This is a genomic window from Pseudomonas sp. HMSC065H01 (genome assembly GCF_001815235.1).
Taxonomy (GTDB): Bacteria; Pseudomonadota; Gammaproteobacteria; order Pseudomonadales; family Pseudomonadaceae; genus Pseudomonas; species Pseudomonas aeruginosa.
Genome location: NZ_KV819908.1, coordinates 179,778 through 193,190, shown reverse-complemented (window position 1 = coordinate 193,190; position 13,413 = coordinate 179,778). Strand labels below are relative to the sequence as shown.

9 protein-coding genes are annotated in these 13,413 nt (G+C 67.3%); 7 read left to right on the top strand and 2 right to left on the bottom strand.

The genetic code is table 11. The features are described 5' to 3' along the window. Together HMPREF3014_RS23425 and HMPREF3014_RS23420 are read right to left on the bottom strand one after the other, a co-directional pair. Positions 1-680, bottom strand: a 680-nt coding sequence (locus tag HMPREF3014_RS23425) for an ABC transporter substrate-binding protein (protein ID WP_256562445.1), incomplete at its 3' end; no start/stop codon positions are given. Between the two features lie 252 nt (positions 681-932). Continuing rightward, positions 933-1,643 carry an SIMPL domain-containing protein gene (locus HMPREF3014_RS23420; RefSeq protein ID WP_003094423.1) on the bottom strand — a complete coding sequence of 237 codons (711 nt, stop codon included), beginning with the start codon at positions 1,641-1,643 and terminating at the stop codon, positions 933-935. Between the two features lie 276 nt (positions 1,644-1,919). Between HMPREF3014_RS23420 and HMPREF3014_RS23415 the strand changes: the two genes are divergently transcribed. The 7 genes from HMPREF3014_RS23415 to HMPREF3014_RS23385 all read left to right on the top strand — a co-directional run bounded on the left by HMPREF3014_RS23415 (position 1,920) and on the right by HMPREF3014_RS23385 (position 13,412). Then, the gene (locus HMPREF3014_RS23415) at positions 1,920-3,188 is read left to right on the top strand and encodes an ATP-binding protein (protein ID WP_003094421.1); all 1,269 of its coding nucleotides are present in this window, start codon (positions 1,920-1,922) and stop codon (positions 3,186-3,188) included. Positions 3,189-3,213: 25 nt separating this feature from the next. Next, positions 3,214-3,774, top strand: coding sequence for a response regulator transcription factor (locus HMPREF3014_RS23410; RefSeq protein ID WP_003106283.1), 561 nt, complete (start codon positions 3,214-3,216; stop codon positions 3,772-3,774). Positions 3,775-3,936: 162 nt separating this feature from the next. Then, the gene (locus HMPREF3014_RS23405) at positions 3,937-4,746 is read left to right on the top strand and encodes a YfaP family protein (RefSeq protein ID WP_003094417.1); all 810 of its coding nucleotides are present in this window, start codon (positions 3,937-3,939) and stop codon (positions 4,744-4,746) included. Positions 4,747-4,784: 38 nt separating this feature from the next. Then, positions 4,785-6,554: a DUF2138 domain-containing protein gene (locus HMPREF3014_RS23400; protein ID WP_003116230.1), complete on the top strand. Its 1,770-nt coding sequence runs from the start codon at positions 4,785-4,787 to the stop codon at positions 6,552-6,554. Further along, positions 6,551-7,189, top strand: a complete 639-nt coding sequence (locus HMPREF3014_RS23395; protein ID WP_003112865.1) for a DUF1175 domain-containing protein — start codon at positions 6,551-6,553, stop codon at positions 7,187-7,189. The genes HMPREF3014_RS23400 and HMPREF3014_RS23395 overlap by 4 nt, the downstream gene beginning before the upstream one ends. A gap of 26 nt (positions 7,190-7,215) precedes the next feature. Next, positions 7,216-11,766, top strand: coding sequence for an alpha-2-macroglobulin MagD (magD, locus tag HMPREF3014_RS23390; RefSeq protein WP_031628873.1), 4,551 nt, complete (start codon positions 7,216-7,218; stop codon positions 11,764-11,766). Next, positions 11,763-13,412, top strand: coding sequence for a YfaQ family protein (locus tag HMPREF3014_RS23385; protein ID WP_023087801.1), 1,650 nt, complete (start codon positions 11,763-11,765; stop codon positions 13,410-13,412). Before magD ends, HMPREF3014_RS23385 begins: the two co-directional genes overlap by 4 nt. The last annotated feature ends 1 nt before the right edge of the window (position 13,413 follow it).

The following is a 13,413-nucleotide window of genomic DNA, read 5'->3' as shown; positions in this document are numbered from 1 at the left end:
AAGCGGATCTGCGCATCCTTCTGGTAGCGGCTGAACACGAACGGGCCGGTGCCGATCGGCTTCTGGTTGATGTCGCTGGCCTTGCCCTGCTTGAGCAGTTGCGCGGCGTATTCGGCGGACTGGATCGATGGGAAGGGCATCGCCAGGTTCTGGATGAAGGCCGCGTCGACCTCGTTGAGGGTGAACTTCACCGTATGCTCGTCGAGCTTCTCGACCCTGGCGATGTTCTTGTCCAGGCCCATGTCGGTGAAGTAGGGAAACTCGGTGGGGTAGGCCTTGCGGAACGGATGATCCTTGTCGAGCATGCGTTCGAAGGTGAACAGCACGTCGTCGGCATTGAATTCGCGGGTCGGCTTGAAGTAGTCGGTACTGTGGAACTTCACGCCCTTGCGCAGGTGGAAGGTATAGGTCTTGCCGTCGTCGCTGACGTCCCAGCTTTCCGCGAGGCCGGGAAGGACCTTGGTGCCGCCGCGCTCGAACTGGGTCAGGCGGTTGAAGACGGTTTCCGCCGCGGCGTCGAAATCGGTACCGGTGGTGTACTGGGCGGGATCGAAGCCGGCCGGGCTGCCTTCCGAGCAGAAGATCAGGTTGCTGGCGAAGGCCTGGGGAACGGCGGCGACCAGCGCTGCGCCGAGCAGCGAGGGAATGATCGCGGAGCGGATGACGGCGTTTCTACGCATGGAGTGACCTCTGGTTATTTTGATTGTCTGCGAGGGACAGCCTCGTGAGCTGTCTTGCGCGAAGCTATGCAGGGCATGTGCCGGCCGCAAGCGTCGAGGTCGGTTCAGTGTAGATGTTGTTATCCGTTTGAAAGGGAATGTCGCATTTTCGAATTTGCGCAAACGCGACGCAGGCCGCGTTTGCTGCGCGAGAGACAGTGGAAACGCAAGAGGCAGCCCGGAGGCTGCCTCTTGTGGTGCGCGCCGACCGGATCAGGGCATCTGCACCTCGATCACACCGTCGGCGTTGACCGTGACCTGGCTGGTCCCGGCCTCGATCTCCGGCGCCTGGGCGCCACCGAAGCTGGCGTCGGCCTTCATCGCCGCCATCCGCATCACCGGGTACGGGCGCGGTGCGCCGGCGCTGTTCACGCTCAGGCTGACCAGCTTGTAGCCCTTGCCGCCGAGCGCCTCGGTGAGCAACTGGGCGCGCTCCTTGAACGCGTCCACGGCGCCTTTCATCAATTGGTCCTCGTTCTTCTTGCGGGTCGCATCGGCGATGCTGAAGTCCATGCCGCCCATCTTCAGCTTGCCCAGCAGGTCGGCGGAAAGCTGGCCGAGGGCGGCGAAGTCGGAGCTTTCCAGGCGCAGCTCGGCGCGCTCGCGCCAGCCGGTGATCTTCTGGCCCTTGTCGTCGTAGACCGGATAGCTGTTGCGACTGCCCAGGCTGATGGTCACGCCCTTGACCTTGCGCGCGTCGGCGACGGCGGCGTTGAGGACGCTGGTGGTCTCGGCGGCGAGCTTGGCCGGATCGCTGCCCTGGTTTTCGCTGTAGAGGGTGACCTGCATCAGGTCGTGGGCCACCTGCTGGCTGACTTCGGCGTGCAGCGAGACCTGGTTGTAGCGCGGCGCTTCCTCGGCGACGGCCGAGAGGCTGGCGGCGCAGAGGGTGACGGCGGCGGCCAGGCGGGAAATCGCAGACATTGGGCAACTCCTTGTACTAAGGCTGAATTCACACTGTAGAGCATCGTTCCGGCAGGCGTGGCAAACACGCCTATACGCCAGTCTTGGACCATGAGACGAAGGCTTTTCCCGGAACGGGTTAGGCGATTTCGGAAAAAACGTGAAATTTACTGATCTGAGCCCTGACAGCGCTCGGCGAAACAGGGCAGGATGGCGACCTGCGAGGTTTCTGAGTCACTTTGCCGCAGAGTTGCCGACAGCGTCTTGGCTATACTCGCGCTTATTCCGGAAGAAAACATGCGCGCACCGGTTTTCCTGCTCTCCGCCAGTCGCCAGAACCTTGGCCGTCTGCTCCTCATCCGTATTCTCGTGCTGGCCGCGCAGGCCGGCTCGGTGGGTTTCGCCTGGCTCTCCGACCTGTTGCCGCTGCCGTGGCTGGCGCTCGGCCTGACCCTTGGCCTGTCCGCCTGCCTGATTCTGTTCACCGCGCTGCGCCTGCGCGCGCCGTGGCCGGTGACCGACCAGGAGTACGCGGTACAACTGGCCTGCGACCTGATCATCCACAGCACCTTGCTGTATTACTCGGGCGGCTCGACCAACCCCTTCGTCTCCTATTACCTGGTACCGCTGACCATCGCCGCTGCGACCCTGCCCTGGATCTACTCCATGGTGCTCTCCGGCCTGGCCCTGACCGGCTACACCCTGCTGCTGATCTGGTACCACCCGCTGCACCTGCAGGCGGTTCAGCACGAGGCGATGCTGATCAACCTGCACCTGTTCGGCATGTGGCTGAACTTCGCCCTGTCGGCGGCCTTCATCACCTTCTTCGTGGTGAAGATGTCCGAGGCGCTGCGCTGGCAGGCGCACATGCAGGCCGAGCGGCGCGAGGAAAGCATGCGCGACCAGCAGTTGCTCGCGGTGGCCACCCAGGCGGCCGGTGCCGCGCACGAACTGGGTACGCCGCTGGCGACCATGAGCGTGCTGCTCAACGAGCTGCGCCAGGAGCGCCCGCAGGACCCGACCCTGCAGGAAGACCTGGCATTGCTCCAGGAACAGGTCAAGCAGTGCAAGCACACCCTCCAGCAACTGGTACGGGCGGCCGAGGCCGACCGTCGTCAGGCGATCGAGGAGCAAAGCGCCGCGGAATGGCTGGAATCGGTGCTGCGCCGCTGGCACCTGATGCGTCCGGAGGCTTCCTACCGCTACCAGTGCCTGGGCCTCGGCTCCGCGCCGCGCCTGACCCCGCCGACCGACCTCAGCCAGGCTCTGCTGAACCTGCTGAACAATGCGGCGGACGCCTGTCCCGACGACCTCGACATCCGCCTGGACTGGGACAGCAGCAGTATCTGCCTGAGTATCCGCGACCACGGCGTCGGGGTGCCCCTGGCGATCGCCGAACAGATCGGCAAACCGTTCTTCACCACCAAGGGCAAGGGCTTCGGCCTCGGCCTGTTTCTCAGTCAGGCCAGCGTGACCCGCGCTGGTGGAACGGTGAAGTTGTATAACCACGAAGATGGCGGCACTCTGACCGAACTGCGCTTGCCGCGCAGCTACGGAATGGCTTGAGTGATCCGTCTGAGAGGCCCTGCCTATGTCTGAAGAGCTGCTCTTCGAAGGGGAAGAACAACCCCATCTCCTGCTGGTGGACGACGATCCCACCTTTACCCGGGTCCTGGCGAGGGCCATGAGCCGTCGCGGCCTGCGGGTCAGCACCGCCGGCTCCGCCGAGGAAGGCCTGGCGCTGGCCCAGCAGGACACGCCGGACTATGCCGTGCTCGACCTGAAGATGGAAGGCGACTCCGGCCTGGTGCTGCTGCCGAAGCTGCTGGAACTGCACGCGGACATGCGGGTGGTGATCCTCACCGGCTATTCCAGCATCGCCACCGCGGTGGAGGCGATCAAGCGCGGCGCCTGCAACTACCTGTGCAAGCCGGCGGATGCCGATGACGTGTTGGCCGCGCTGCTCTCCGAGCACGCCGACCTGGACACCCTGGTGCCGGAAAACCCGATGTCGGTGGATCGCCTGCAATGGGAGCACATCCAGCGCGTGCTCGCCGAGCACGAGGGCAACATCTCCGCCACCGCCCGCGCCCTGGGCATGCATCGACGGACCTTGCAGCGCAAGCTGCAGAAGCGGCCGGTACGGCGCTGAAGCGTAAATGACAACGGGGGCGCCGCATGGCGCCCCCTATACTTTCCGCTTTCCGTCGAATCGCGGTGGATTTCGCACATTCCGCCGGTCGCCGGGGATATCCAGCGGACAGCGCAATCGTTAAGATGCAACTTTCATGAATCGCACGACCAGGGATTGATCATGCGTATCTTCGGTTCGAGTGCCGGCTGCCTGTCGGTGCTGTTCGGACTGGCCTTCGGGCTGCCTGCACTAGCCGAGCCTTCGGTGGACCTGGATGGTCCGACGGCAGGCTGGCGCTATTCCGGCCTGCTCGAGCAGCCCGATGCCCCGCGTGTCGCCTATCCGACTCCGCCCATCGATCGCGGCGGCCAGCGCGGCCGCAGCCTGATCGAAGGACACCTGCGCGAACTGGTCGGCACCGAGCGCGCCCAGCGCCTGGTGGTCAACGGCAATCCTCTCCCTCTCTATACCGACGGCGCCGGGCGCTTCGTCCGCCCCTATGCGTTCGGCCACGGCTCCAACGGCGTCCAGGTCGGCAGCGCCGACGGCAAGATCCTCAAGCGCGTACAGTTCTACGAGGCCAATCGCTCCCAACTGCCGCCGCGCGTGCGCGTGGTGCTGGGTTGGGACGATCCGAAGGCCGAGCTCGACCTGCATATCGTCACCCCCGATGGCCAGCACGCCTACTGGGCGCATCCGCGCCTGAGCAACAGCGGCGGCCTCGATCCGGACGGCGTCGACGGGCCCGGCCCGGAGATGTTCACCATGGGCGCGCCGCTGCACGGCACCTACCTGATCTACGTGAACTACTGGGGCAACCTCAACAACCAGGGCTACAACTTCCAGGCCGGCAGCAACGTACAGGACGTGATCACCGCGCAGGTCAACCTGGTGTTCAACGAAAACAGCGTCGACGAGAAGCACGAGACCTTCGTCGTGCCCCTGCGCACCATCGGCGACCTGGTGCTGGTCAAGACCTTTACCTACTGAAGCATCCCCTCGTACGGATGACACGGGATTAGCGAACCATGAGCGAGAACAACACCCCCAGCCCTGCCAACGGAACCCCTGCGCCCGCCGCTGCGCGCACCCGAAGCGCCCTGTGGCCGGTGCTGGGGATCGTCGCCGCGCTGGCCGCCGGCGGTGTGCTGGCCTGGCAGATGGGCTGGCTGGAGCGGCTCGGCGGAGGGCGCCCGGCCGAAGAGGACCTCGGCCAGCCGATCGGCGCCCAGGCACCCGCGGACGCCGACGCGCCACGTGCCTACCGTGACCTGCGCAAGCCCGACGCGCTGATCGAGAGCGTGTCGCTGAGCCGCCTGCCGAAGGAAATCCTCGAGGTGCCGTTGCTGCGCGATACCCTGACCGAGGACTTCGTCTTCTATTACGAGAACAATGGCGACCGCCTCGGCCTGACCGGTACGTTGCGGCGGATCATCTACGAGCACGACCTGACCCTGAAGGACAGCCTGGTCGAGGAACTGCTCGACCAACCGGCCCAGGTCGCCCTCTGGCGCGGCGCCGACGGCCGCCTGCGCGACTTCGTGGTGGTGCTCAAGCGCGGCGGCCTGGCGCGGGTGCTCGAGCCGCTGGCCCATATCGCCGCCGACGACCAGCAGTTGCGCAAGGTCGGCGAGCTGGCGGGAACCTCGGTCTATCGCCTGCGCTACGGCAACGACAAGGCGATGCTGTTCCTGTCCAAGGGCGACCGGCTGTTGTTGCTGTCGAACCCACGGATGCTCTTCGACGATGGTGGCGAAAGCGACGACAGCCCGCTGAACGCTCCGGCCAGCGAAGACCTGGAGGCACTGCTCGACGGCGACGAACTGTTCCCCGAGCGCTTCGGCCTGCCGGGCCGCGGCGAGCTGCGCCAGCGCATCACCCTCAATGCCAGCGTCCTGGCCATGGGCTACCAACGCTTCATCCCGAGCTTCGCCGGGGTGCGCTTCGAGAAGGGCGAGCAGGGCTGGAGCAGCTACCTGGCGCTGAACGAGGTGGAACGCCAGCCGCCGCTGGACTTCGCCCCGGTCTGGCAGGCCATGCCGATGGGCGCCAGCGCCTGCGTGGCGCTGCCGGTCACCCCTGGCCTGTACGGGGTGATGCTGGAGCGTCTGGGGGCCGAGCAGAAGATGGCCCAGGCCTTCTCCGAGCATCTCAGCGGCGCTGCCGGTCTCTGCTGGTACGCCAGTTCGCGGCTGCATTCGCCGCTGCTGGTGGGCCAGTTGAGCGCGCCGGCCAGTGCCGAACTCGACGACGAGCTGGGCAAGCTGTTCGGTCGCGTGATCGGCGCGAAGGAAGCCAAGGTCGAGGGTGGCAGCTTCCCGGTGGAAGACCGGGTGGATGGCCAGACCCGCCGCTGGACCCGCCAGGTCAGCTCGAACTTCGGCGCCTATCCGGCCAGCCAGGCGGACAACCCGGAGAGCATCAGCGGCCGCGCGTTCTTCCGCATCGGCATGGCGCGCCATGGCCAGACCCTGCTGTTCTCCCTCGACGACCAGTTGCTCGGCAAGGCCCTGGACACCCTCGACAAACGCTATCCGCCGCTCGCCGAGGTGTTGCCGAAGGATGCGCTGGTACCGGCCTACCTGGCGCCGCAGCCGCTCTCCGAACTGCTGCAACGGGAAACCCTCGACAGCCTGCCGCAGGACATGGAGCCGGTATTCCGCAATGCCGCCGACACCTACCTGATGCCGCGCCTGAAAACCCTCGCCGGCAAGGGCAGCTACGCCCTCGGGCTGCCTGCCGGAAGCCAGGCCAACGCACCGTGGCAATGGCTGCCGCTGGAATGGCGGTCGCTGTGAGACGCCTGACTGCCTTCGGCCTGGCGCTGCTCCTGCTGGCCAGCGGCGTTGCCCGCGGCGAGCCCGCGGTAACGCTCGACCCGCAGCAATCGCAGGTATTCCGCGCCTGGTTCGTGCGCATCGCCCAGGAACAGTTGCGCCAAGGGCCGAGTCCGCGCTGGCACCAGCAGGACTGCGCCGGCCTGGTGCGCTTCGCCGCCAACGAGGCGCTGAAAGTCCACGATGGCAAGTGGCTGCGCGCCAACGGCCTGTCCAACCGCTACCTGCCCCCGGAGCTGGCGCTCAGTCCCGAGCAACGGCGCCTGGCGCAGAACTGGCAGCAGGGTGGCGGCCAGGTCGGGCCCTACGTGAATGCGATCAAGCTGGTGCAGTTCAACAGCCGGCTGGTCGGTCGCGACCTCAACCAGGCGCGCCCCGGCGACCTGATGTTCTACGACCAGGGCGACGACCAGCACCTGATGATCTGGATGGGCCGCTCCATCGCCTATCACACCGGCAGCAGCACCCCGACCGATAACGGCATGCGCTCGGTCAGCCTGCAACAACTCATGACATGGAAGGACACCCGATGGATCCCCGACGAATCCAATCCCAACTTTATCGGCATCTATCGGCTGGCTTTCCTCTCTCAATGAATCGCGTCCCAGTGAAGACCACAGCAATGAGCAACCTGCGCCGTTTCAGCCGTAGCCTGGCGGTCGCCGCCCTGGTCCTGCTGCCGTTCGCCGCCGTCCAGGCGGAAGACACGGTGGAACCGAGCGGCTACACGCCGATGGCCGGCGAATCCTTCTTCCTGCTCGCCGACAGCAGCTTCGCCACCGACGAGGAAGCGCGGGTCCGTCTCGAAGCGCCCGGCCGCGACTACCGGCGCTACCGCATGGAGCCCTATGGCGGGGTCGACGTGCGCCTGTACCGGATCGAACAGCCGCTGGAGTTCCTCAAGCGGCAGAAGAACCTGCACCGGGTCCTGGCCGAGGGACAGTTCAAGGGCGAAGGCCTGTCGAACACCCTGGCCTATCTCTGGGACAACTGGTATCGCAAGTCGCGCCGGGTGATGCAGCGCGCCTTCTCCTACGAGTCGCGGCAACAGGTCACCGAGGCGGTGCCCGAGCTGAAGATGGGCAACGCCATGACCGCGCCGACCCCCTACGACGCGCAGCCGCAATACGCGCCGATTCCCGGCCTGCCGCTGGTCAGCCAGTTCCGCTATCCGCTGTGGGACGCCAAGCCCATCGAGCCGCCGCAGGACGTCAAGCTGGCCGGTTCCTCCAGCGAGTTCATCAACGTCGTGCCGGGCAATGTCTACATCCCGCTGGGCAAGCTGAAGCCGGGCCTGTACCTGGTCGAGGCGCTTGTCGGCAAGTACCGCGCCACCACCGTGGTGTTCGTCTCCAACAGCGTGGCGGTGAGCAAGGTCGCCGGCGACGAGCTGCTGGTCTGGACCGCACGCAAGCACGAAGGCACCCCGGTGCCCGACACCAAGGTGCTGTGGACCGACGGCCTGGGCGTGATGAGCAGCGGCAATACCGACGCCGACGGCCTGCTGCGGCTCAAGCACGCCAGTCCGGAGCGCTCCTACGTGATCGGCGAGGACCGCGAGGGCGGGGTCTTCGTCTCCGAGAACTTCTATTACGACAGCGAGATCTACGACACCAAGATCTACGCCTTCACCGACCGCCCGCTGTACCGGCCGGGCGACTGGGTCTCGTTGAAGATGGTCGGCCGCGAGTTCAAGGACGCCCGGCAATCCCAGGCCGCCGCCAGCGCGCCGGTGCGCCTGAGCGTGATCGACGCCAGCGGCACGGTATTGCAAAGCCTGGACCTCCGCTTCGACGCGAAGAGCGGCGCCAATGGCCGCTTCCAACTGCCGGAGAACGCCGTCGCCGGCGGCTACGAGTTGCGCTTCGACTACCGCGGGCAGACCTACAGCAGCGCCTTCCGCGTCGCCGAATACATCAAGCCGCACTTCGAAGTCGCCCTCGACCTGGCCAAGCCGGACTTCAAGACCGCCGAGCCGGTGAAGGGCGAGATCGTCCTGCTCTATCCGGACGGCAAGCCGGTGGCCAACGCGCGCCTGCAACTGAGCCTGCGCGCCCAGCAGTTGTCGATGGTGGACAACGAACTGCAGTATCTCGGCCAGTTCCCGGTGGAACTGAGCAGCACCGAACTGACCACAGACGGCAAGGGCCGCGCCGCCATCGAATTGCCGCCGGCCGAGAAACCCAGTCGCTACATGCTGACCATCTTCGCCAGCGACGGCGCCGCCTACCGGGTCAAGACCAGCAAGGAGATCCTCATCGAGCGCGGCGCCGCGCGCTACCGCCTGAGCGCGCCGCAGCGCTTCAGCGCCGCCGGCGAGAAGGTCGAGTTCAGCTATGCCAGCGAACAGCCGACCCCGCTCAAGCCGAGCAGCTACCAGTGGATCCGCCTGGAGGACCGCGCCACCGATAGCGGTCCGGTCGCCGACGGCCGCTTCGCGCTGACCTTCGAGCGCCCCGGTACCTATTCCGTGGAGCTGCGCGACGACAAGGGCCAGCTCCTTGGCGCCACCGGCCACTCGGTGAGCGGCGAGGGCGTGAAGTCGGTGCCGGGCACCGTCGAGGTGGTGTTCGACAAGCCCGAGTACCGCACCGGCGAGGAAGCCTCCGCACTGATCACCTTCCCCGAGCCGGTGGAGGATGCGCTGTTGTCCCTGGAGCGCGACAAGGTCGAGGCCACCGCCCTGCTGTCCAAGGGCGCCGACTGGCTGCGCCTGGAAAAGCTCAATCCGACCCAGTACCGCGTGTGGATCCCGGTGCGCGAGGAGTTCTCGCCGAACCTGACCTTCTCGGTGCTCTACACCAAGGGCGGCGACTACAGCTTCCAGAACGCCGGGATCAAGGTCGGCATGCCCCAGGTAGAGATCGACATCGCCACCGACAAGGAGCGCTATGAACCGGGCGAGACGGTGACCGTGACCCTGGCCACGCGCTTCGCCGGCAAACCGGTTTCCAGCCACCTGACCGTCAGCGTGGTGGATGAGATGGTCTATGCCCTGCAGGCGGAGATCGCCCCCGGCATCGACCAGTTCTTCTACCATCCGCGGCGCAACAACGTGCGCACCAGCGCCAGCCTGGCCTTCATCAGCTACGACGTGGCGTTGCCCGGCAGCACCAGCGCACCCGGACGGGCGAACCGCAGCGAGCGCGGCGTCAAGGTACTGGAGCGGCCGCGCCGCGAGGACGTCGACACCGCCGCCTGGCAGCCGGAGCTGGTCACCGACGCCCAGGGCAAGGCCAGCTTCAGCTTCCGCATGCCCGACTCGCTGACCCGCTGGCGGATCACCGCGCGGGCCATCGACGACAACGGCCAGGTCGGCCAGAAGAAGCAGTTCCTTCGCTCGGAGAAGCCGCTGTACCTGAAGTGGAGCGGGCCGACTCGCTTCCGCCAGGGTGACCAGCCCGACCTCGGCCTGTTCGTCTTCAACCAGGGCGAACAGCCGGTCAAGGCCGAGCTGCTCAGCGGGCCGCCTGGCAGCCAGCGCAGCCAGACCCTGGAGCTGGCCAAGGGAGTCAACTACATTCCGCTGGCGCAACAGCCGCTCAGCGATGGCGACTGGAGCGCCGAGCTGCGCCAGGACGGGCAGGTCCGCGACCGCCTGGCGGTGCGCTTCAACCTGCTGGCCGACGGCTGGCAGGTGGAGCAGGTGCAGAACCTCAGCCTGGCGGCGGCGAGCAACCCGCTGCAACTGCCGGCGGACGCGCGCGACGTACGCCTGCGCCTGGCCGATGGCCCGGCCGCTGCCTACCTGGGCAATCTCGATGATCTGCTGGAGTATCCCTACGGCGGCGTCGAGCAGACCGCCAGCCAACTGCTGCCGCTGAGCATCGCCTATCCGGCGCTGGCCGGCGGCGAGCCGCGGATTCGCGACCGCCTGCGCCTGATCATGCAGAACAGTCGCCTGCGCCTGGTGCAGATGGCCGGCCCGGACGCCTGGTTCGCCTGGTGGGGTGGCGACGTCGATGGCGACGCTTTCCTCACCGCCTACGCCTACTACGCCGACTGGTACGCCAGCCGCGCACTGGAGATCCAACTGCCGGCCGAACACTGGCAGCGCATCCTCGAGCCCTACGCCAAGCAGGCGACGCAGACCCCGCTGCTGCAGCGTGCGCTGATCCTGGCTTTCGCCCGCGACATGCAGTTGCCGGTGAACACCCTGCTCGGCGGCCTGCTCAACGATCTGGCCAACGCCGGCGAAGGGCAGGCGCGCGCGGAGCCGCTGGAGGCCGACGACGGCCTGGTGCTGGGCGACCCGGACTCGGCCGTCGGCCTGGCCGCGGCGCGAGTACTGGCGGTGGACCTGGCACGGCAACTGCGGGTCGCGGTGCCCGCTCCGCTGGCCGCCCAGGCCGAGACGGCGACGCAGCGCCTGCGTGAGGCCGGCTTGCCGTTCACCGATGCCTTGCTGGCCTCTCACTCGGCCGTGGATGGCCAGCAGGCCAGCGCTTTGCTGCAACGCCTGGCGCCGGCGCAATCGACCCTGGAACGCGCCCTGGCCCTGACCTGGCTGCAGGGCGCCCTGGCCCAGGCGCCGCAGGGCAAGCTGCCGCAGCCGCCGAAGGACTGGCAGGCGCAGCGCGGCGCCAGCGGCGAAACCTACTGGCAATGGCGCGGCCGCGGCATTCCGAGCTGGGTCGACCTGGACGAGGCGCCGGCCCGGCCGTTGCCGGTTGCGCTCAGCTACCGCAGCGCCCAGGCGCCGAGCGGGCAACTGCCGGTGCAGATCAGCCGTCGTCTGCTGCGCCTGGTGCCCGGTGAGGGGGCGTTCGAGTTCAAGGTCGAGGAGGTTGGCGACAAGCCGCTTTCCAGCGACGAACTGTATCTCGACGAAGTGACCCTGAACGTTCCGGAAGACACCGCTCTACGCTACGGCATGCTGGAACTGCCGCTGCCGCCCGGCGCGGATGTCGAGCGCACCACCTGGGGCATCAAGATCAGCGGCCTGGCCGGCGACGAAGCGACCACCCTGGAGCGCGCGCGCAACGAACCGGGCGAGTTGTTCTACGGGGTGCCGGTGGACAGCCTGAGTGGCGAGCAGCGTTTCCGTCACCTGGTGCGTTTCTCCCAGAAAGGCAGCTTCAACCTGCCACCGGCCCGCTACCTGCGTCTCTACGCGCCGGAACAGCAGGCCCTGGAAGCCAAGCCGGCGCTGGCCAAGGTCAAGGTCGAGTGATTGCGTTGCGCGCCTGGCTGGTCCTGCTGTGCGCCGTGCCGTTGCTGCTTCGCGCAGCGGAGGCGCCGGTCCAGCTGGCCTGGCGCACGACCCAGGGCTACGAACTGGTGAGCCTGGATCGCCAGCGGGTGCTCGAGCGCCGGCCGTTGCCGGCCGATTTGCAGGCTCCGCTGGGCAGCCTGTGGAAACTGTTCGTCTTCGCCTGGCTGAGCGACACCGGCCAGGCCGAGCCGCCCTATACCTGCCAGGGGCGCAGCCGCGAGGAGGTCTACTGCTGCGAGAATGGCCAGACGATCGGTCGTGACCGCGCCCTGGTGCGCTCCTGCGGGCTGTATTTCGAGCCGCAGCGCCTCGCCTTGCGGCCGGAGGCCTGGCGCGGCTACTGGCAGGCGCGCCAGGCACCGGCCTGGTTGCTCGATCTGGAACGGCTGCAACCGCAGACGCGGGTGCCGGTTAAGGAGCTTCTGGAACAGTTGCAGCGACTACCGGCCCAGGGCGAGGCGCGGCGGGTACTGCTCGACGTGGCGTTGCAGGCCGGCGACGGCCATGCCGTGGCCAGCCTTGGCGGCCGCCTGCGGGTGAAGACCTGGAGCTGGCTCGACGACCATGACCCGCAGGCGCGCCAGGGCGGTTTCGCCGGCTGGCTGGTCGATGGAACGCCGCTCTGGCTCGGCGGCCCGGGAACCAGCAAGGTGATTCTGGACCGCTACGCCGAGGTGCTCGGGCGCTTCCTGCCGAGTCCGTGGCCGGCCGATCCGGGCCGTTGCGTGGAAGTGAACCTGTTCAGCCGCTATCCGCTGCGCTCGGTCAGCGATCCCTCCGGCCACCCGGCCGCCGAAGGCCTGCTGCATGGTCCGCAGCAAGTGCTCTTCGCCAACGGCAATCGACTGGACATCGCCAGCGCCGGCGACCTCTTCCTGCAACGGGTGGATGGCGTGCCGCGCCTGGTCGCGCGGGTTTCGCGCGAAGAGTACGTGGCGCGGGTGCTGGAGCGCGAAGCCTCGGCGCAGCCGAAGGAAGCCGCTCGCGCGCTGGCGGTGACCATTCGCACCTATCTATTGCAAAACGCCGCGCCGCGCGGCGAATGCCTGGCCATCGATGACAGCAGCCAGCGCCAGCGCGTGGCGCCGCGCCCGGCCAGCGCGCCGACGCGGCGGATCGCTGCCTGGAGCGCCGACCTGGTGCTGGCCGGGGCGACCGTCAACTATCACTCCGACCAGCCTGGTCCGGCGCGCCTGTCCTGGAAGCACGCGGTGGAGCAAGCCGGGCAGGGACTGGGCTACGACAGCATCCTCGCCCAGGCTTTCCCGCGCAGCAGCCTGAGCCGCTGGGACAACCCGGTGGCCGCCTGCCAGCCGTTGCCGGCTGCCGAAGACTGGCTGCGCAAGCAGCGCCGGCAGTGGCGCGAGCGTCTCGACCGAGAGCCCGGCTACGAGGAGATTCCGAGTTTTTCCGTGTGCCGCCTGGCTTCCGGGCGGCCCTATGTCGATCGCGAGCGCGAACGCATCTTCGTCCGCGGCCTGTATTCCCTACAGGAACGCTTGGACCTCACCCACGAATACCTGCACCTGGCCTTCCGCGCCCATCCCAGCGGCCAGGACGAAAACTATATCGAAAGCCTGGCCCGGCGCCTGCTACTGGAATGAC